The sequence below is a fragment of the Flavobacterium sp. F52 genome (assembly GCF_000278705.1).
Taxonomy (GTDB): Bacteria; Bacteroidota; Bacteroidia; order Flavobacteriales; family Flavobacteriaceae; genus Flavobacterium; species Flavobacterium anhuiense.
In genome coordinates, this window is record NZ_AKZQ01000006.1 from 403021 (window position 1) to 425056 (window position 22036).

12 protein-coding genes are annotated in these 22036 nt (G+C 33.6%); all 12 read left to right on the plus strand.

The window, feature by feature from the left end; all coding sequences use genetic code 11:
• Position 1 precedes the first annotated feature (1 nt).
• On the plus strand, positions 2 to 1801 hold the full coding sequence (locus FF52_RS03400; protein WP_008462937.1) for a UvrD-helicase domain-containing protein: 1800 nt from the start codon (positions 2 to 4) through the stop codon (positions 1799 to 1801).
• Positions 1802 to 2418: 617 nt separating this feature from the next.
• A complete protein-coding gene (corA, locus tag FF52_RS03405) occupies positions 2419 to 3492 on the plus strand; it encodes a magnesium/cobalt transporter CorA (RefSeq protein ID WP_008462939.1) in 1074 nt (357 codons plus the stop codon).
• A 61-nt stretch (positions 3493 to 3553) separates the two neighbouring features.
• Positions 3554 to 5647: a phosphate acetyltransferase gene (pta, locus tag FF52_RS03410; RefSeq protein WP_008462941.1), complete on the plus strand. Its 2094-nt coding sequence runs from the start codon at positions 3554 to 3556 to the stop codon at positions 5645 to 5647.
• A 95-nt stretch (positions 5648 to 5742) separates the two neighbouring features.
• On the plus strand, positions 5743 to 6927 hold the full coding sequence (locus FF52_RS03415) for an acetate/propionate family kinase (protein ID WP_008462943.1): 1185 nt from the start codon (positions 5743 to 5745) through the stop codon (positions 6925 to 6927).
• A 101-nt stretch (positions 6928 to 7028) separates the two neighbouring features.
• Positions 7029 to 9773, plus strand: a complete 2745-nt coding sequence (locus FF52_RS03420; RefSeq protein WP_008462945.1) for a LuxR C-terminal-related transcriptional regulator — start codon at positions 7029 to 7031, stop codon at positions 9771 to 9773.
• A gap of 244 nt (positions 9774 to 10017) precedes the next feature.
• Entirely contained in the window at positions 10018 to 13032 is a 3015-nt protein-coding gene (locus FF52_RS03425) for a SusC/RagA family TonB-linked outer membrane protein (protein ID WP_008462946.1), read from the plus strand.
• 4 nt (positions 13033 to 13036) lie between these two features.
• Positions 13037 to 14515 carry a RagB/SusD family nutrient uptake outer membrane protein gene (locus FF52_RS03430; protein ID WP_008462947.1) on the plus strand — a complete coding sequence of 493 codons (1479 nt, stop codon included), beginning with the start codon at positions 13037 to 13039 and terminating at the stop codon, positions 14513 to 14515.
• A gap of 72 nt (positions 14516 to 14587) precedes the next feature.
• Complete coding sequence (locus tag FF52_RS03435; RefSeq protein WP_008462948.1) at positions 14588 to 15964, plus strand: glucoamylase family protein; 1377 nt, start codon at positions 14588 to 14590, stop codon at positions 15962 to 15964.
• A 6-nt stretch (positions 15965 to 15970) separates the two neighbouring features.
• A complete protein-coding gene (locus tag FF52_RS03440; protein WP_008462949.1) occupies positions 15971 to 16684 on the plus strand; it encodes a prolyl oligopeptidase family serine peptidase in 714 nt (237 codons plus the stop codon).
• A 10-nt stretch (positions 16685 to 16694) separates the two neighbouring features.
• Positions 16695 to 18995, plus strand: a complete 2301-nt coding sequence (bglX, locus tag FF52_RS03445; RefSeq protein WP_008462951.1) for a beta-glucosidase BglX — start codon at positions 16695 to 16697, stop codon at positions 18993 to 18995.
• Between the two features lie 90 nt (positions 18996 to 19085).
• A complete protein-coding gene (locus FF52_RS03450) occupies positions 19086 to 19859 on the plus strand; it encodes a glycerophosphodiester phosphodiesterase family protein (protein WP_035690641.1) in 774 nt (257 codons plus the stop codon).
• 30 nt (positions 19860 to 19889) lie between these two features.
• The gene (locus FF52_RS03455) at positions 19890 to 21809 is read left to right on the plus strand and encodes a discoidin domain-containing protein (protein WP_008462955.1); all 1920 of its coding nucleotides are present in this window, start codon (positions 19890 to 19892) and stop codon (positions 21807 to 21809) included.
• The last annotated feature ends 227 nt before the right edge of the window (positions 21810 to 22036 follow it).

Consider the following 22036-nt stretch of genomic DNA (forward strand, 5'->3'; position numbering starts at 1 on the left):
TATGTTTATTTGGGAAGAAGGTAGCTTAAATAGTGAGCAAGAAAAGGCTATCTTAGAAAAAGAAAGCGTACTACTAATAGCTTGTCCCGGCAGTGGTAAAACTAGAACTCTTACATTTAAGATTGCTTACGAATTAGGTAAACTGACCAGTAATAAAGAGTTTGTTATCGCTATAACATATACAAATAGGGCAGCCGATGAAATAAAAGAAAGGGTAGAGCTTTTGGGTGTTAAAACAGATCAATTATGGATAGGTACAATCCATTCTTTTTGTATGGAATGGATTTTGAAGCCATATCATTTATACTCAGAAAGATTAAAAAATGGTTTTAAGGTAATTAATTCTTATGATTCAGAAAAGATTCTTAGTGAATTATGTGTACCTTACAGAAGGGAGGATATTACACACTATGATTGCGGAATTCTTGCTAAAACAGATAAGTTTTATTTGACCTGTCCAGATAGTAATAAATATAGTTCTTTTAAAAAAATTATTGCAGAATATTTTAGGATTCTGAAGGAAAATCATCAGATTGATTTTGAACAGATATTATTTTATGCATATAAAATAATTGAATCTAAACCTGTAATAGCGGATATCTTATATAAAATGTTTCCGTTTATTCTAATTGATGAATATCAGGACACAAAGGAAATACAATATCATATAATTTCTAAAATATTAAAGGCAGGTAAAGGAACTTCAAAAACATTAATTGTTGGTGATCCTAATCAGTCTATTTATGATTCTTTAGGCGGGTATCCAATGCCGCAAGTTCAATTGGAGAAGTTATTAGGCTTTAATTTGATTCCACTAAGCCTTGATAAGAACTATAGATCTTCAGCATCTATAATTGGCTATTTTGATTATTACAAAACTTTTGATACACCAATTATTCCAGCTGGCAGTGAAAAAGATTATTCAAGTGTAATTACTTTTAATAGTAAAGTTTCTGTTGATGGCTTAATAAAAGAAATCACACGATTAATAATTTTGAATGTTGATAAAGGCATTTCACCAAATGAAATTTGTATTGCGGCACCACAATGGATACATATAGCAAGTATTACAAGAAGACTGATGGTTGAGCTACCAGATTTCAGTTTCGATGGACCTGGAATGGCACCATTTTCACGCGATATTGAAAACTTTTGGTTTAAAGTTTCTAGAATCGCTTTAACAGAACCATCACCTTATATGTATGTAAAACGTCTTAGGTGGAGTAAAGAGGTGCTGAATGAATTAGATTCCGCTGGGGTAGATGTTTCAAAGATTACTAATAAACAATTTCTTAAAATTTGTAATTCTTTGGAAATAAATGAGACAGACGGATTAGCTTATCTAAGAATTTTCTTTACTAAGATTTGCCAGCATCTTAAAGTTTTATTGACCAGTTTCCCTGTTCTTGACGAGCATTTTAATTCGTTTTTTGCAAGCTCGGAAGCGAGAATTCAAAGATTAGTGAAAGAGGGTAATCCATTTATTGGAGAAATTGAAAACTTTAGAAAAGTTTTTAAGCAACGGGAGGGAATTACTGTCTCAACAATTCATGGAACTAAGGGAGAAGAGTACGATACTGTAATTGGTTTTGGTTTACTGGATGGGTATGTTCCTCATTTTAAAGATAGTAATGGAATTCATAATTCCAGAAAACTATTGTATGTGTTAGCTTCCAGGGCGAGAAAAAATTTGCATTTGATATCTGAGGTTAATAGAGATGTGCATTGGTACCATGCTCCAGATGGTAAACTTCCTTGTGATCATTTATTGTTATACGAATACAATTATTTTAAAGAATAAATTTGGAATGCTGCTTGATACAAAATTGTTGAAATAACTAAAAATATTATTAATCTCTTTGTAGTCTCCTATGCTATTAAAAATAGCGCTCTATAATATTCAATTTGTTTTCCTGAACAGTATGTATGAAATAGAATGGGGTTATATTTTTATCTGAAATTTGGATTCTTCTTCCTGCTATCTAAATATATTAATATACTTTATCTTCACAAAACATACTCAGATAGAGATCGCTAAAAAATTCAAATCTTCTAATAAAAGATTCGAATTTTGTCCTTTATAGTTCAGATGTGCGAACAAATCTTTCATTTAATAGTTTTTTTACTATCTATATAATACAGATAAATTAGATTTCTTTTGTACCTTATTTGTACCATTTATCTGTAATGTATTGATTTTTAAGTATTGTTATTTTTGAAGAAGTAAAATAATTCTTTAGTATTAAGTAATTAGTACAAAGTATTAAGATAGAAAACCGAGTCAGAAATGACTCGGTTTTTTTGTTTTTGCTAATTAACGTAGGCAGTGCGTCTAAATTTTAGGTTTTTCACAAACTGATAAATGTCATTTCCTGTTCAAATTCTTTTTCGTAATATTACTATTGTAAATTTTCATGAATGAGAAAGATTAAATACAAGAAAGGGCGTAAGCTGCAACACATTACTTTAGAGTATACTGGCATACATAAAGAGCACGAAACAGAGATGCAACTTTTTGTATATAATGATGCTGATGTTGTCGAATATGATAAGTTTACGGTCTTGGCTTTAAATTCTTGCTTTGATTATACTAAAAACAATTGGCTCAATATTCATGGGCTTAATGATATCAATCTTATTAAAACGATTGGCACTCATTTCAAATTAGATGATTTTTTGCTTGCCGATATTTTAAACACTACCAAAAGAACTAAACTAGAAGACCAGCAAGATGTTTTGTTCTTTAATATAAAATCACTTCTTCCTTCTGAATATTCAGATAATATTAGCGTCGAGCAATTAAGCTTTATTCTAAAAGATGGAATTTTAATTTCCTTTCAAGAAAAGCGAAGCGACTTTTTTACGCATATCCGTGAGCGTTTGCGTACCCATGCGGGAATCGTTAGGACCAAAAAGGTAGATTATCTCTTGTATTTGCTTTTAGACGCTGTTATGGAAAATTTCTACATTACATTGGAAGATGAAGAAGATAAAATCGAAGACTTAATCAATTTGACTAAAAAAGATGCTAAACCAGTTATTTTAGAGAAAATTGAAAATCATCGTGATAACTTAAACTTTCTAAAACGTTCCATAGTGCCACTTCGAGATTCGCTTTATTATTTGAAAACGAAGAAAGATGATGACGATGATAACGGCTTAATACAGAAAGAAACATTCAATTTCTTTATCAGGCTGCATCAAAAAAGTTTGGAGCTTTTAGATCAGATAGAATCGGATATGAGTGCTTTAGAAAGTGCTTCTAATTTTTATTTTTCGGAACAAAGCCGAAAAATGAACGAAATCATGAAAACGCTGACTATCATATCAGCCATATTTATTCCGCTAACTTTTATAGTTGGAGTCTACGGAATGAACTTTGAAAACATGCCAGAGCTCAAAACGCAAAATGGCTATTTTATAGTCATGGGTGTAATGTTTTTGCTGGTAATTGCCCTGATCATCTATTTCAAAAAACGTCGCTGGTTTTAGCGTTCTTTATTTGAAAAATTTGATTTTGTAAATTTGGTATTTAGAATAAAAATAAATAATTATGAGTAAAGCAATATATATAGCCACTAGCGACCATAATAGCGGTAAATCAATTATTACGCTCGGCTTGATGAGCATCTTACTTGGTAAAACTGCCAAAGTAGGATATTTTAGACCTATAATTGAAGATTTTGTCGATGGGGAGGTAGATAATCATATCGAGACCGTTTTGTCTTATTTTAACCTTGATATTAAGTTTGAAGATGCTTATGCTATTACCAAAAGCAAATTAATCAAGAAAAAGAACAAAGGTAAAATAGGAGAGGTTCTGGATTTAATTATTGAAAAGTATAAAAAACTCGAAGAACGCTTTGATTTTGTTTTGGTTGAAGGAACAAGTTTTACTGGCGAGGGAACTTCTATTGAACTGGATTTGAATGTTTTAATTGCTAAAAACCTTGGAATTCCGACTATAATTGTTGGCTCTGGAGTTGGGAAAACTTTAGAGGAGCTTTTAGACAGTTTGTATCTGGTTTACGATTCTTTTAAAATAAAAGAGGTTGAAGTTTTATCAGTTTTTGCCAATAAAGTGCAACCGGAAAATATCGAATTGGTTACCAGTAGTCTGCAAAAAAGTCTTCCTTCAAATGTATTGATTAACACCATTCCGATTATTTCAAGTTTGAATAATCCGACGATGCAGGAAATTGTAAACGAATTGAATGCTAAAGTTCTTTTTGGAGAAAATTACCTGAATAACGAAATCGGACACTATAGCGTTGGAGCCATGCAGCTGCATAATTATCTAGTGCATTTGCATGACAATGCTTTGGTAATTACTCCTGGAGATCGTTCTGATATTATTTTGGGAGCTTTACAGGCGAATGAATCGGCCAATTATCCAACCATTTCTGGAATTATCCTGACAGGTAATATTGTTCCAGAAGAAAGTATTTTAAAACTCATTGAAGGGCTTTCAGCCATTGTTCCGATTATTGCGGTTGATGGCGGAACGTATCATATTACTAATAAAATAGGTTCTATAAAATCGCAGATTTACGCCAACAATACACACAAGATTGAAACCTCAATCAATACTTTCGAAAAATATGTCGAAATTGAAGCTTTATCGCAAAGAGTAATTACTTTTCAGCCAGAAGGTATGACGCCAAAAATGTTTCAATACAATATGGTTAAAAGAGCAAAACAGCACAGAAAACATATTGTCCTGCCAGAAGGAAATGATGACCGAATTATTACAGCTGCTTCAAGATTGTTAGATATGGATGTGGTTGATATTTCGATTATTGGCGATAAAAAACAAATTGAAAGTAAAGTTGCAGAGCTTGGACTTACATTTGATTTTTCTAAAGTAGATATCATCAATCCGATAGAATCTGAAATGTATGAAGATTATGCGAATACTTACTATGAGCTTAGAAAAGCTAAAAATGTAAGTATTACAATGGCGAGAGATTTAATGGAAGATGTTTCGTATTTTGGAACCATGATGGTCTACAAAGGTCATGCGGACGGAATGGTTTCTGGCGCAGCACATACAACACAGCATACCATTTTGCCCGCATTGCAATTCATTAAAACAAAACCAAATTCATCTGTGGTTTCTTCTGTGTTCTTTATGTGTTTAGAAGATCGTGTCTCTGTTTTTGGAGATTGTGCTATTAATCCAAACCCGACGGCAGAACAATTGGCAGAAATTGCTATTTCTTCTGCAGAATCAAGTTTGGCTTTTGGTATTGAACCAAAAATTGCCATGCTTTCTTATTCTTCTGGATCATCAGGAAAAGGAGACGAGGTTGATAAAGTAAGAACTGCTACAGCCATTGTAAAGGAAAAAAGACCAGATTTAAAGATAGAAGGCCCAATTCAGTACGATGCGGCAGTTGATTTAAGCGTTGGGAAAAGCAAAATGCCAGATTCAGAAGTGGCAGGCCAGGCCAGCGTATTAATTTTCCCAGATTTAAATACAGGAAACAATACTTACAAAGCCGTTCAAAGAGAAACCGGAGCTTTGGCAATTGGTCCAATGCTTCAAGGTTTAAACAAACCGGTAAACGACTTAAGCCGTGGCTGTACTGTAGACGATATAATCAATACAGTAGTCATTACAGCCATTCAGGCACAAGGAATGTAAATTCAATTAAAAATTGAGAATTAAAAATTAAAAATTTCTGTTTTGGGAAAAAACTCAGAATCTTAGAAACTTAGCATCTTAGCAACTTAAAAAAAATGAAAATACTAATTATAAATTCAGGAAGTTCTTCAATTAAATATCAATTAATGGTGATGCCAGAAAACGAAGTAATCTGTTCTGGAATGATTGACCGAATTGGTTTAGAAACTTCAAATATTACTTTAAAAACCGCAACCGCTTCACGTGAAGAAACACTTCCAATTCCGAATCATAAAGTAGGTTTGCAGAAAGTGGCCAATATGCTTTTAGATTCTGAAAAAGGAGTAATTAAATCAACTTCTGAAATTGCTGCTGTCGGGCATCGTGTGGTGCATGGAGGAAGCGATTTTAGCGCTACAGTAAAAATTGATGATAAAGTAAAAGAAAAAATCAAGCAGCTTTTTGAATTGGCACCTTTGCACAATCCTGCCAATTTGGAAGGAATTAATGTAGCAGAAGAAATTTTCAGTTCGGCTGAACAAATAGCCGTTTTTGACACGGCTTTTCATCAGACAATGCCAGAAGTAGCTTATAAATATGCTATACCGAATTATCTCTTAACGGAAAACAAAGTGCGTGTTTATGGTTTTCATGGTACAAGCCACAAATATGTTTCTGAAAAAGCCATTAATTACTTAAAAGATAATTCTAAAATTATTACCATTCACTTAGGAAATGGTTGCAGTATGGCTGCGATTAAAGATGGAAAATGTATTGATACTTCAATGGGATTCTCGCCTTCAAACGGTTTAATTATGGGAACTCGCGCTGGAGATATCGATCAGTCTGTTGTTTTTTATATGATTAAAAACTTAGGCTATACTCCAGACGAGGTAAATGCTGTTTTACTGAAACAAAGCGGTATGCTTGGATTGACGGGTTATAGCGACTTGCGTGATATTGAAGCTGAAGCGGAAAAAGGCAATAAAGATTGTATTTTGGCATTGCAAATGAATGCGTACAGAATTAGAAAAACAATCGGAGCTTATGCAGCGGCTTTAAACGGATTAAATGCCATTGTTTTTACAGCAGGAATCGGAGAGAATTCATCTTATATGCGTAATTTGATTTGTACCGATATGAATTATTTCGGAATTGAAATTGACACAGGAAAAAATGAACTACGTTCAAAAGAATTAAGAGAAATCAATTCAGAAAAGTCTATTGTAAAAGTTCTGGTTGTCCCTACTGATGAGGAATACGAAATTGCAAATCAGGTTTATCAATTACTTAAAAATTAGAAAGTTTTATTTTAAACTTAATTTTAGGCTCCTTTTTGGAGCCTTTTTTATGCTTTCAGTTTAAGTTTTTGTCAGTATCTTTGAATTTAAAAACGAATATCTTGAAATCGATACTTTTTAAATCAGTTTTCTTCTTTTTCATCGCTTTACAGCTTCAAGCACAAGAATTACTTCCCTTTGTCGAAAATTACAGCAAATCAGATTATCAGGGAGATAATCAGATCTGGAATGTAGCACAAGGCAATGACAATTCAATGTATTTTGCCAACAATCACTATTTGCTTCGTTATGACGGGGTAAAATGGGAAAAATATACGCTTCCGAACAAAACCATCATTCGATCTATTTTGATTGAAGGAGATAAAATTTATTCTGGCTCTTATAAAGAATTTGGCTATTGGTATAGAAAAGATGGGACGATGCATTATGTTTCGATTACCAAAAATCTCAGATTGTTTGATGAAAAGGACAATGAAGAAATCTGGAAAATATTTAGGTTTAAGGGCTCTCTTTATTTTCAATCTTTTAATGATGTTTTTATTTACAACGGAAAAACAATTAAGAAAATTAAGTTTCCTTTTCTTATTTCGTATTGTTTTGGAGTAGATGAAAATTTATATGTAGCCTCAGTCAGAGATGGAATTTTTAAAATGAATGGCAAACACATTGCCAATCCAAAAGGTTGGAACGTTTTAAAAAATACGGTTGTTCATGCCATTGAAAAATTTCAAAACAAGACTTATATCTTCACACAGAAAAAAGGCGTTTTCATTGTAGAAAGAAATGGATTAAAAAGCTGGGAACATCCAATAAATGAAACTTTAAAATCGGCAACAATCAATGTGGCAAAATTTGTCAAAAATGACAAGCTGATCGTGGGAACTGGAAATCGTGGGATTTTTATTTTAGATCTAAAAAACAACTCTTATAAAAATATTGAACGCGATAATGTTCTCATGAATAATTCGGTTCTAAGTTTAGGTTTGGATAAAGAAAACGATCTCTGGGTTGGTTTAGATAATGGAATTGCCCATGTTGAGGTTAATTCTCCAATTTCTTTCTTCTACGACAACTCGGGTCTTTTAGGCTCTGTTTATGCTGTGGCTGCAATTAATAAAGGTTATTTAATTGCTTCTAATCACGGTATTTTTGAATACAGCGCTGGAAAATTTAACATGATGCCAAATACACAAGGGCAAGGTTGGAATATTTCTCTAATTGATGGAAAATATATTATTGGCCATAATGATGGTACTTTTTCATATGAAAATAACACTCTAACGAAAATAAATGGGGTAAGCGGAGGCTGGAATATGTCTAAAAGCAGTATTAATAATACTTATTTTCAATCCACTTACAGTGGTATTTTGGTTTATGATGATCCGTCAAACATGTCCCATTATAAAATTATAAAAGATTTGGCAAAGCCGATCAAATATGTGGCTCAAAATAAAAAGAATGAAATTTGGGCGGCCGATAATTATCGTGGTTTGTATCGTGTTTTGCTAGATGATAATTATAATACGCTTAAAGTTGAAAATGTCACGCAGCAAAGCAAAATCCAAAATGATTTTGGAATTAAGATTTTTGAATTTAGAAAAGAAATACTTTTTCTAATTAATAATTCTTGGTATACCTACAATTCGATATCCAATAAATTGGAAGAAAATAGTTTGTTTAATACAAATTTTAGAAATGTAACAGATGTCGTTTCTATAGATGAAGATCATTTTATGGTTCTGCAAAACGGAATCTTATATCATATTTATGCTGAAGGAAACAAATTTGTCTGGAATATTATTCAGGAGAAATATTATAAAGGAAAATTGATTAATGAAAATCTAAGAATTTTCAAGAAAGACAATTATTATTTATTTAATCTGGATGACGGATTTATTTCTCTTAAACTCGAATACGAAAACAAACAAAATTCAGAAGTGAAGATTGAAGCATTTAGTGATAATGCTTTAATGCCAGACGATGAAAAAATAAAATTTAATACTGAATTAAAGATCAATGTCATCTCTGGTATTTATGGAGCGAGCAAGCCAAATTTATTTTACAAGCTAGATAAAGAAAAAGATTTCATTCCAATTTCAGATGGATTGATTGTTTTGAATAATTTAAGCAGTGGATATCATACTGTAGAAATATTCAAACATGATGGAGCTACTTATGAAACAGTTTCATCATATAAATTTAAAGTGGCAGAACCATGGTATTTTTCATTCTGGATGATTCTACTGTATTTTCTTGTAATCGGAGCAGTCTTGTTTTTCTATTATAAATGGAATAAGCTCCGCTATATGCAAAAATTAAAATTGCAGGCTGAAGAATTAAAACATCAGAGAGAGATTCTTGAAATGGAATTGAAAAAAGAAAACGAACTCAACATTCAAGAATACGAAAAACATATTTTAGAATTAGAATTGCAAGCAAAATCTTCAGAAGTTGCAGGCAAATCATTATCGATTGCCAAGCAAACCGAAATGATTGATAAAATCCAAGGTATTTTAGAAACCGAGAAAGATTTTGGTAAGCTTAAAAATGAAATTAGAAAAGCGATTAAGATTAATGAAGTAAATAAACACGAATGGGAAACATTTGAAACCAATTTGAATCAAATCCATAACGAGTTTATTATAAATCTATCCAAAAAATACCCACAATTAACTCCAAAGGACATAAAACTATGCGTTTATCTTAAAATGAATCTTTCGTCGAAGGAAATTGCTCCTATGATGAATATCTCTTTTAGAGGTGTAGAACTGCATAGATATCGTCTTAGAAAGAAGCTAAACCTCACGCAAGACGAAAACCTGTCAAAGTTTTTATTAAGTCTGTAAGATTTGATTTTATTTTTTACAGAATTTATATTTTTCGATATCATTTTTTATATAATTACGATACATCATTACTACATCATAATGATATGTTAAGGAATTTTTGTTAACATTTATTGTTTTGATAATCAGTATAATAATATAAATTTTTAACACAATGATGTAGCTATGTTGTAGTGGTATTTGATGTACTACAACGTTGTAATTGCTTAATTTGGCTCTACTAACTTAAACGATTACGTACTGTATGAAAAATTTTATTTTTAGCTTTTTAGCGCTATTGCTGTTGCCTACATTTATGTTAGGGCAGACACAAGCAATTAAAGGAAAAGTAGTAGACAGTAATGGAATGGGAATTCCAGGGGCAATTATTGCTTCAGCTGATGCTAGAGCTACTGCAGATGCAGATTTCGACGGAAACTTTACAATTAATGCTAAACCTGGAGATATTTTGAAAATATCTATGCTAGGCTTTGATGCGGTTTCTGTGCCGGCTACTGCCGCACCAATGACAATTACCTTAAAAGAAGCAGGAGATACTGCTTTAAAAGAAGTAGTTGTGATCGGGTACGGTACAAGAAAGAAAATTGATAATACTTCGGCGGTTAGCTCAATTAAGTCCGAAGAAATTACCAAAATGAAAGTAATAAATGCTTCTCAGGCCATACAAGGTAAGGCTGCAGGGGTTCAGGTTGCTACATCAGATGCGCCAGGAAGTACGCCTTCTATTGTTATTAGAGGGGTTGGTACGGCATTAGGAGGAAGAAGTCCACTATATGTTGTGGATGGTATGCCTACTGATAACATTAACAATATCAATTCAAATGATATTACTTCTTACGAAGTTTTAAAAGATGCTTCTGCTCTTGCAATTTATGGTACAAGAGGTGCGAATGGTGTAATTATGATTACTACCAAAACTGGTAAAGGAAAACTTACGGTAGATATTGATAGCTATGCAGGTTTTAGATCTCCTTTAAAGAAAGTAAAAATGGCAAATGCTGACCAATATATTCAGTATAACAATGCCGCATTTAGTGCTCAGTTTCCAGCTGGTAGATTTTCTGCAAATCAGCCATATAATACAAATTGGTTTGATGAGATAACTCAAACAGGAGTTTATACTCAAAACAATATCTCTCTTTCTGGGTCTGGAGAAAATATTAAATATTTCTTTAGTGTTGGAAATTACGAAGAAGAAGGTATCTTAAAAGGCACAGAATACGGACGTACTACTTTTAGAAGTAATAACGAGTACAAAATTTCAGAAAAACTTAAAATTAGCCAAAATTTTAGTGTAAGTTCTATAAAAAATACTCCACAGCCAATGTCTGCATTCACATCTGCTTACAGACAATCGCCTTTAGTTCCTGTACGTTTTCCTAATGGAAAATATGGAGTTCCATTTCTAAAAGACGGAGTTATTGCTCAAACAGGAGATTCATTTAACTCAGTTGGAAATCCTGTTGTTGCCTTAGACTATAACAACGAGCAACAAAAGACAGTTACGCTTCAAGGTGGATTGAGATTAGATTGGGATATCATGAAATCATTGAAATTCACTTCACAATTTAATGGAGAATATTACACTTACAAACAATACAACTTTGTTGATAATTTAGGTCTTTGGTTAGCAGCAGATCCAAATAGAGTAGAATCTGCTTACGATAAAAAGAGTTTAAATACAAACACTTTGACAAGAAATACAGATGATTATTTCAACTGGAATTTGTCTAACTACTTCACTTATAATAAAGTTTTTGCAGAAATTCATGACGTAGAAGTCACTGCGGGTATAGAAGCCAATGTTATTGGGGTAAGATCTAAAACTACTGCTGATATCAAAAATGTAAATCCAAATAGTAACTATTGGGGACTTGATGGTGTGCCATATGCACAAAATGGTGGTGTAACTAACTATAAAGCTATAAATGAAAACCAATCTCGATTAGCATCTTATTTTGCTCGTTTCCAGTATAAATTAATGGACAGATATTTATTAACAGGTACTGTAAGACGTGACGGATCTTCTAACTACTCTAGTGATTATCGTTGGGGAACATTTCCATCTGTGGGTATTGGATGGATTGCAACTAAAGAGAGCTTCTTATCTGACATTAAAAATTTAGATTTAATTAAACTTAGAGGTTCTTGGGGTAAATTAGGAAACCAAAAAGTGCCTTTAAATATCCAATCATTTACATCTGGAGTAGATTACAATGGAGGTTCTGGAACAACTATTAATTCTCAAATTGATCCAAGTCTATCTTGGGAAATCGTGGAGGAAGCTTCTGCAGGTATTGATGTTGAGTTGTTCAATAGTAGATTAAAAGGTTCATTTGATGTTTATAGTAAAAACACAAATAATGCAATTTTAAATGTTACTCCATACTCAACTTCAGGAATTACTGTAGAATCTCCAACACATGTAGGGGAAGTAACGAATAAAGGTTATGAAATTGCTTTACGTTGGGATGATAAAATTACAGATAACTTAAGCTACTGGGTAGGAGGGAATTTCTCTCATAATAAAAATGAATTGGCTAGTTTGAAAAATGTTAGGCTAGCAACAATCAATGGTGGTTCATTAGGCAACGGTCAAGTAACTAAAATACTTGATAATACATCAGTAGGGCAGCCTTTAGGTAGCTTCTATATGTACGAATATGCTGGTGTTGATCCTACAAACGGACAGATGTTGTATTATACAGCAGACGGAAATAAAGTAGCTCAAGGTGCTTTAGATCAAACTAAAGATAGAAAATATGTAGGTTCGGTTTTACCTACTTCTACTTATGGGGTTACAGTAGGTTTAAATTACAAAAACATTGATTTCTCTGTAGACGGATACGGTACAGGAGGAGCAAAGGTGTATAATGGAAAAAAAGCACAGCGTTTTTATGGAGAAAATGTAGAAACATCTTTATTAAACAATATGTGGACTCCAACTAATACTACAGGTACAAACCCAGCTCCATTTAATCAGGTTCCGGTTGCATCAACATATTATTTAGAATCAGGAGATTTCTTCAGAATAAATAACATCACATTAGGATATAAACTTCCATTAAGAGAAGAAGGTTTTATTAGCTATTGTAGAATTTATGTAAACGCTATGAATCCTTTTATTACTCAGAAGTTTTCAGGATTCTCACCTGAAGTTTTAGGAGATGGTGAATTGGTTAAAGGTTCTCAAGGAGTTGAGTTAGATGCTTATCCAGCGTTAAAAACATTTGTAGTTGGTGCGAACTTAAAATTTTAATATCATGAAACGATTATATATATCACTTTTTATACTTTCTGGATTATTTGTAACTGGATGTTCAGATGATTTTCTAGATGTAGATCAAACAAAAAATATACCAGCAGATCCTGCATTGGTAGACAGTGATGCTGGAGCTACATCAATGGTTGATGCAATTTATAATATATTCTTAACTTGGGATATGTCTTCTTTTGCATGGAACGGGGTTACCAGCATTATGACTGACGATGCAGACAAAGGATCAGATCCAGGAGATACAGGTACAGATAAAGATGTTTTAGATGCCTTAACATTTAATTCTTCGACACCATCTTTTAGTAGTATTTGGAATTATAATTATGCAGGAATCAACAGAGCGAATCAAGCATTAGCTATGTTTCCAAAACTAACGCAGGTAACTCCAGCCTTAAAAACTAGACTAGAGGGAGAGGCTAAGTTTTTGAGAGCTTTTATGTACTTTACTTTGGTGAAAGGGTATGGTGGAGTTCCTATTGTAGATCATTTGCCTGTTCCTGGAAATGAAGAAGACAGAATCATGCAGTTAACTCGTAAAACTCCAGCTGAAGTTTACGCTTTTATTGAAAAAGATTTAAATGATGCTATGCAAGCATTACCAGCAAAATCTACATATAGCGGAACTGATGTTGCACGTGCCTCTCAAGGAGCTGCTTACGCTCTGTTAGCTAAAGTTAATTTATATCAAAAAAACTGGCAAAAAGTAATTGATAACTGCGATAAAGTTACAGGTTACTCTTTAGTTGCAGATTATGCTTCGCAATATAAAAAAGAAGGAGAATTTGGGCCAGAATCTATTTTTGAAATTAATGGAATTGGAGGAACTTCTTCTCCAGGATTCGGAATCGGAAATTATACTGTTTCTCAAGCACCTAGAGGTGCTGGAGGATGGGGATGGGGTTTCAATACACCATCTCAAGGGCTTGCCGATGCTTATGAAGCAGGAGATGTTAGAAAAGATGCAACAATTATTTTCAGAGGCTCAGTTTTGTATGATGGCAGAGAGGTCGCATCCACAGTTTCTAATCCAATGTACAACTATAAAGCGTATTCGTCAGCTTTTTATAATCAAGAATTTACAGATGTTAATCTTAGATATTTAAGATATGCGGAAGTAATATTAATGAAAGCTGAAGCTTTAAATGAATTAGGTCAGACTTCAGCAGCTATTCCTTTAATTAATGAGATAAGACATAGAGCACATCTTGGAGATACTCCAGCAGCAAGTCAAACAGATGTGAGAAAAGCAATCTACAAAGAAAGAAGATTAGAGTTTGCTTTTGAGCATGATAGATGGTTTGATCTTGTAAGAACGGGACAGGCTGAAGCAGCAATGAAAGCAGATGTAAGCCCTGCTTTTCCTAACGGAAAAACTTTTGTGGTTGGTAAGCATGAATTGTATCCAATTCCGGCTACAGTTGTTCAGCAATCAGGAGGGGTAACTACTCAAAACCCTGGTTATTAATCAAAATCTCAAATATCACTTCCTTCAGATTCCTGAAGGAAGTGATTATTTATACAATCTTAAATTTTTATAATGGTTAGAATTTCAGTTTTATTTTTAGCATTTACTTTTTTTAGTTGTGGATCAAATGCTGAGAAGTCAAAAGGAAATGTACAGGAAAATACTTCTGGCGTTACTGCATTAACAGATGAGCAGCTTTTGGATGCTGTTCAAAAACAAACATTTAAATATTTCTGGGATTATGCAGAACCAAATTCTGGATTGGCTAGAGAACGCTATCATCCAGATGGAGTTTATCCTGAAAATGATTCAAATATCGTAACAACAGGAGGTTCAGGTTTCGGATTAATGGCACTTGTTTCTGGAATGTCACAAGGTTATATTACAAAAGAGCAAGGAGTAGAGAGACTGAATAAAATTGCAGATTTTTTAGGCAAAGCAGATCGTTTTCACGGAGCATGGTCTCATTGGATTGACGGAAATACAGGAAAAGTAAAACCTTTTGGAACCAAGGATAATGGAGGCGATTTGGTCGAAACCTCATTTTTGGTTGCAGGAATGATTACTGTTCGTGAATATCTTAAAGATGGTTCTGAAAAAGAAAAAGCGGTAGCTCAAAAATACGATGCACTTTGGAAAGGTGTTGATTGGCAATGGTACACCAATCAAAAAAATGTCTTATATTGGCACTGGTCTCCGAATTATGCTTGGGAGATGAATTTCCCGCTACAAGGATATAACGAATGCCTTATTACATACGTAATGGCAGCATCCTCGCCAACACATACTATTGATGCGAAAGCATATCATGAAGGATGGGCGAGAAGTGGTGGCATAGTTTCTTCAAAAACAAAATATAATATCCCACTTATTTTAAAGCACAATGGTGCAGAAGAATTTGGAGGTCCATTATTCTGGGCACACTATTCTTATGTAGGTTTAGATCCAAATCAATTAAGCGATAAATACGCTAACTATTGGGATTTAAATGTAAATCAGACTAAAATCAATTATCAATATTGTGTAGAAAACCCAAATAAAAATGCAGGTTATGGTCCTGAGTATTGGGGATTAACAGCTTCTTATTCTAGAAATCCTGATGGTTCTATCGGATACAATGCGCATATGCCAAGCAATGATCAAGGTGTGATTTCGCCAACAGCTGCAATCAGTTCAATAGTTTATACGCCAAAAGAATCTATGGCTTTGATAAGAAACTTATACGAAAACCATAAAGATGAAACTTGGGGCGATGCCGGTTTTTATGATGCTTTAAGCTTAGGAAATAAATGGGTAGCAAAACGCTATTTAGCTATTGATCAGGGTCCAGAAGTTGTAATGATAGAAAATTACAGAACAGGATTGCTGTGGAAATTGTTTATGAATGCACCGGAAGTAAAACAAGGTTTAACAAAACTTGGATTTAAATCTGGTAAATACGGAATTTAAGGTTCTATGAAAAATAAATTGGCATTTGTATTTCTATTGTTTTCGATAGTTGTTTTGGGACAAAACGAAACAACTGGAAAAATTAATACAGTTATAATGTCTAAATATGATTTGAGGTATATACTCCATAAACCTGCTAATATTAAGGAAAAAAAGCCATTAATAGTTTTTATTTCCGGTGACGGAGAAAAAGGAACCGATCTTGAAAAAGTAAAAATTCACGGCCCTTTAAAATATCTGAAAACGCATGAGTTAGACGCTTATGTTTTGGCTCCGCAGTGTAAAGAAGATGAAAATTGGGATATAGAATCGATTTATCAGCTGATTGTAAAAATTCAGAAAGAAAATAAAATTGATTCAGACAGAATTTATGTTACTGGTTTGAGCTCAGGAGGTTGGGCTTCTTGGAATTTGGCTTTTGCACATCCAGATCTATTTGCCGCAAACGTACCTGTCGCTGGCTTTGTAGATTTGATTCAGTTAGAAAAAGCATGTGAAATAGCCAATATTCCAACCAGAATTTACCACGGATTATTAGATGAAGTGGTCGATGTTAATTATGCCATCACGATTTACAAAGAATTGAAAAAGTGTAATGCTAAAGACGTGAAGCTGACCATTTTTGATGATGCAAATCATGACAGTTGGACAAGAGTTTATGATAATGCAGCAATCTACGACTGGATGTTACAGCAGAAGAAAACGAATACAAACAAATAAATAGAATAGAATGAAAAACAAATTAGTCTTACTTTTTTTAGGATGCGCGGTTTTGGGTTATGCTCAAAAAAAGCCTGCTAAAAATACAGTGAAAATTAAACCAAAGTCTGAATTTGTGGCGGAATTAATGTCAAAAATGACTTTAGACGAGAAATTGGGTCAGTTAAACTTGCCAACATCTGGTGATATTACCACAGGGCAGGCAAACAGCTCAAATGTGGCAAAAAATATTGCTGAAGGAAAAGTGGGCGGTTTGTTTAACATTAAATCAGTTCAAAAAATTAAAGAAGTACAGAAAATTGCGGTTGAGAAAAGCCGTTTGAAAATTCCGTTGCTTTTTGGTATGGACGTAATTCACGGTTACGAAACAACATTCCCAATTCCGCTTGGATTGTCTTGTACTTGGGATATGAATCTTATCGAAAGAAGTGCTCAAATTGCTGCCAAAGAAGCTAGTGCAGATGGAATTAACTGGACGTTTTCTCCAATGGTTGACATTTCTCGTGACCCAAGATGGGGAAGAGTTTCTGAAGGTTCAGGAGAAGATCCGTACTTAGGAAGCCAGATTGCAAAAGCGATGGTAAACGGTTACCAACAGCGCGATCTTTCTAAAAATAATTCAATTTTAGCTTGCGTTAAACATTTCGCATTATACGGGGCTCCAGAAGCGGGACGTGATTACAACACAGTAGATATGAGCCACATTAGAATGTTCAACGATTATTTTCCTCCGTACAAAGCAGCAGTTGATGCTGGTGTAGGTTCTGTAATGGCTTCTTTCAACGAAGTTGACGGAATTCCTGCAACTGGAAACAAATGGTTAATGACAGATGTTTTAAGAAAACAGTGGGGTTTCAAAGGGTTTGTAGTAACAGACTTTACAGGTATTCCTGAAATGATCGAACACGGAATGGGAAATCTTCAAGATGTCTCTGCATTAGCTATGAATGCTGGTGTTGAAATGGATATGGTTGGTGAAGGTTTCTTAGGGACTTTGAAAAAATCTTTAGATGAAGGAAAAGTAAAAATTGAAACGATCGATAATGCTGTAAAATTGATTTTAGAAGCAAAATACGATTTAGGATTATTCCAAGATCCATATAAATACTGTGATGAGAAAAGAGCTAAAACTGAAATTTTCACTACAGACAGCAGAAAAGAAGCACGTGATATTGCAGCTCAATCTTTAGTATTATTAAAAAACCAAAATCAGTTGTTGCCACTTAAAAAATCTGGAACTATTGGTTTAATCGGACCATTGGCAGATGCTAAAGAAAACATGCCAGGAACTTGGAGTGTGGCTACAAAAATGGAAAATGCTGTTTCATTATTGAGAGGTATTAAAGAAGTTGCTGGAGCTGGAACTAAAGTTTTATATGCTAAAGGAAGCAACTTAGATTATGATGAAACTTTTGAAACGAACGCAACAATGTTCGGTAAAACATTACACCGTGATGCTCGTACAAAAGAAGAATTATTAGCAGAAGCTTTAAAAGTTGCTGAACAATCTGATGTAATTGTAGCAGCCTTAGGTGAATCTGCTGAAATGAGCGGAGAATCAAGCAGCCGTACAAACTTAGAAATTCCACAAGCGCAAAAAGATTTATTAAACGCTTTATTAAAAACAGGAAAACCAGTTGTTTTAGTTTTATTTGACGGGCGTCCGTTAGTAATTACTGACGAAGAGAAAACAGTTCCTGCCATTTTAAATGCTTGGTTTGCTGGTACGGAAGCAGGTTATGCTATTGCTGATGTATTATTTGGAGATGTAAATCCTTCTGGAAAATTAACTTCAACTTTTCCAAGAAGCGTTGGTCAATTGCCAATTTACTACGCTCACAAAAATACAGGAAGACCGCTTTCTAATACAGAAGGAAAATTTGAGAAATTCAGATCAAATTATATTGACGAAAGAAACGAGCCTTTATTCCCATTCGGATTTGGTTTAAGTTACACCACTTTTGATTATTCAAACTTGAAAATTTCTTCTGATAAAATGAATCCATCAGGAAAATTGAAAGTAACGGTTGATGTAACAAACACTGGAAATTTTGACGGAAAAGAAACGGTTCAATTATACATTAGAGATTTAGTTGGTTCAGTAACAAGACCGGTTAGAGAGCTAAAAGGTTTCCAGAAAATAGCAATTAAAAAAGGTGAAAAACAAACAGTAAGTTTTGATATTACTGTTGAAGATTTAAAATTCTATAACTCTGATTTACAATTCGTAGCAGAGCCTGGGCAGTTTGATATTTTCGTTGGAGGAAATTCAAATGCCGATAAGAAAGTTAGTTTTGAGTTAACTAAATAGTTGGTTTATTTGATTAGTGAAAAGCCCTTCGTTTGGAGGGCTTTTTTTCTAAATCTCAATACTTTTTTGTAATTTTTTAACTACGATTATATGAATACTTTTAAAATATTTAGTGCCGTTTGTCTTATGGCTTTTTCGTATAGCTATGCACAAAAAAATGCAATAGTAGCGCATCGCGGAGCTTGGAAAAAGAATAATCTGCCAGAAAATTCAATTGCATCGTTAAGACATGCAATAGATTTAAAATTGCCTGGCTCAGAGTTTGACGTTTGGAGAACAGCAGATGATTCGCTTGTAATCAATCATGATGCGCATTATAACAAAATGCTTATTGAAGAAACGAATTATGCAGATTTAATAAAATTTAAACTTTCAAACGGAGAGAAACTTCCAACCCTTCATGAATACATTTCAGAAGGAATGCGAAATAATAAACACACTCTTTTGGTTTGCGAAATAAAACCTTCAGAAATCAGTAAAGAAAGAGGACAAAAAACGGGTGTAGCAGCAGTCGAAACCATTAAAAAATTAAAAGCCAATAAAAATACCTGCTACATCAGTTTTGATTATGATATTTTGAAAAAAATCAGAGAGATCGATTCAAAGACTTCTCTGCAGTATTTAGAGGGAAACAAATCTCCAAAAGAAGTAAAAACAGATAAAATTAACGGAGTTGATTATCATTATTCAGTTTTTCAAAAGCATCCAGAGTGGATCCAAGAAGCAAAAGACAATAAAGTGATTTTAAATGCTTGGACTGTTAATGATGGGAAAGACATGGATTGGATTATTGCACACAAATTCAATTACATTACCACAAACGAACCCGAACTTTTAAAGGAAAGAAAAGAGGCTAAAAAATAATCTCTTTTTAGCTTAACTAAAAATCTAACCATGAGAAAAATATATAAAAAACTTACGTCTGTTGTACTGTTTTCGATGCTTTTCGGAAGCAGTCTTTTGGCGCAGAATTCTGGTAAAACAGAATGGTTTGATCCGAACAGACCTGCGACAACCTATTGTAATCCAATAAATATCGGATACAATTTTACGACTCATAATCACAATGGAATTCCAGAATCGCGCCGTTCTAGTGCCGATCCGGTAATTATTACTTATAAAGGAGAATATTATTTATTTGCGACCAATCAAGCAGGTTTCTTTTGGAGTAAAGACATGTCAGACTGGAACTTTGTTTACGGAAGTTTCCAAAGACAGCCAGGCGACGACGACCAATGCGCTCCTGCAGCTTGGGTTGTAAATGACACTTTATTTTACGTTGGTTCAACCTGGAAAAGAGATCACCCAATTTGGAAAACCGCAGATCCAAAATCAGGGAGATGGACACGTCATGTAGACAAAGCAATGTTGCCAACTTGGGATCCTGCCATTTTTCAAGATGATGATAAAAAAGTGTACATATATTATGGATCAAGTGGAAAATTACCACTTGTAGGTGTTGAGGTTGATTATAAAACCTGGCTTCCAAAAGGAAATCAGGCTGATTATGCAACATTATATAAAGCGACAGAGGTAGAGGATATTCAAAAACCTTACGGGCAAATTAAAGAAGTTGCTATTTTAGATCCTTCAGCCCACGGATGGGAGCGTTTTGGACCAAATAACGATATGGAGCCAGCGCCTTGGGGAAATTTTATCGAAGGAGCTTGGATGACGAAACATAACGGAAAATATTATATGCAATATGGAGCACCAGCAACAGAGTTTAAAGGTTATGCAAATGGTGTTCATGTGGGAGATAATCCGTTAGGTCCATTTACGTATCAAAAACATAATCCAATGTCTTATAAACCAGGTGGATTTGTAATTGGTGCAGGACACGGAAATACTTTTGCTGATAATTATGGAAATTATTGGAATACAGGAACCTGTAAAATTTCTATTAAAGACCGTTTTGAACGCCGTATCGATATGTTTCCAGCAGGATTCGACAAAGATGATGTAATGTATTCTATTACAGCTTACGGAGATTTTCCGATTGTGTTGCCAACTAGTCAGCGTGATCAAACAAAAGGCGCTTCTTCTGGATGGATGCTGCTTTCGTATAAAAAGCCTGTGACAGTTTCTTCGTCTGAAGAATGCATGGAAGTAGAAACGCACAGAATGGATCATGGCGGTAAAAAAGTGTATGAGAAATTCTGTTACGGACCTGAAAATCTTACAGATGAAAATATTCAGACCTATTGGTCTGCAAAGACAAGCGACCCAGGAGAATGGCTTCAAATGGATTTAGGAAGACAAATGGAAATAAAAGCGTTGCAAATTAATTACGCAGATCATAAAGCAACGCAGTTTAATAAAGCAATGGATATCTATTATCAATATAAAATCTATATGTCTGATGATGCTCAAAATTGGACTTTGGTTGTAGATAAATCTAAAAATGATAAAGATGCGCCACATGATTATGTAGAGCTTACAAAGTCGATTGAAGCGCGTTACATTAAAATGGAAAATATCCATAACGCTTCTGGGTTATTTGCAATTTCTGATTTTAGAGTTTTTGGAAACGGATTGGCAGCAAAACCAAAAGCAGTTACTTCTTTTAAAGTCGACAGAAATAAAGCAGATTCTAGAAACGCAATGATTTCTTGGAAAAAACAGACAGATGCTATTGGTTACAACATTTATTACGGAATCGCTCCTGATAAATTGTATAACAGTATTATGGTTTATGGCGATAATACATACGATTTTAGAGGTTTGGATAAAGGCACGAAATATTATTTTACGATCGAGCCTTTTAATGAAAATGGTATTGGAACAAAAAATAAGATTATTGAAGTAAAATAATCCCTCCTATTATTTCAAATCTTCTTTTAAAGTTATGTATTAAACCGCCTTATTTCTATGAGGCGGTTTTTTTTATGTTAATTATTTTTTTTGTAAGATTTTACTTTTTTTTAATTAAATGTTTATATATATTTACAAATGTAAGATTTAGATTATATTAATTGCATTTCTATCTAATGCGAAGGAAATTTAAATCTAGTAAAAATATTTTAAATTTTACTGAAGAA

Excerpts from the sequence above, each read along its gene's own strand:
- FF52_RS03400 (WP_008462937.1), top strand. The coding sequence starts at position 2 with ATGTTTATTTGGGAAGAAGGTAGCTTAAATAGTGAGCAAGAAAAGGCT.
- corA (WP_008462939.1), top strand. The coding sequence starts at position 2,419 with ATGAGAAAGATTAAATACAAGAAAGGGCGTAAGCTGCAACACATTACT.
- pta (WP_008462941.1), top strand. The coding sequence starts at position 3,554 with ATGAGTAAAGCAATATATATAGCCACTAGCGACCATAATAGCGGTAAA.
- FF52_RS03415 (WP_008462943.1), top strand. The coding sequence starts at position 5,743 with ATGAAAATACTAATTATAAATTCAGGAAGTTCTTCAATTAAATATCAA.
- FF52_RS03425 (WP_008462946.1), top strand. The coding sequence starts at position 10,018 with ATGAAAAATTTTATTTTTAGCTTTTTAGCGCTATTGCTGTTGCCTACA.
- FF52_RS03430 (WP_008462947.1), top strand. The coding sequence starts at position 13,037 with ATGAAACGATTATATATATCACTTTTTATACTTTCTGGATTATTTGTA.
- FF52_RS03435 (WP_008462948.1), top strand. The coding sequence starts at position 14,588 with ATGGTTAGAATTTCAGTTTTATTTTTAGCATTTACTTTTTTTAGTTGT.
- FF52_RS03440 (WP_008462949.1), top strand. The coding sequence starts at position 15,971 with ATGAAAAATAAATTGGCATTTGTATTTCTATTGTTTTCGATAGTTGTT.
- bglX (WP_008462951.1), top strand. The coding sequence starts at position 16,695 with ATGAAAAACAAATTAGTCTTACTTTTTTTAGGATGCGCGGTTTTGGGT.
- FF52_RS03450 (WP_035690641.1), top strand. The coding sequence starts at position 19,086 with ATGAATACTTTTAAAATATTTAGTGCCGTTTGTCTTATGGCTTTTTCG.
- FF52_RS03455 (WP_008462955.1), top strand. The coding sequence starts at position 19,890 with ATGAGAAAAATATATAAAAAACTTACGTCTGTTGTACTGTTTTCGATG.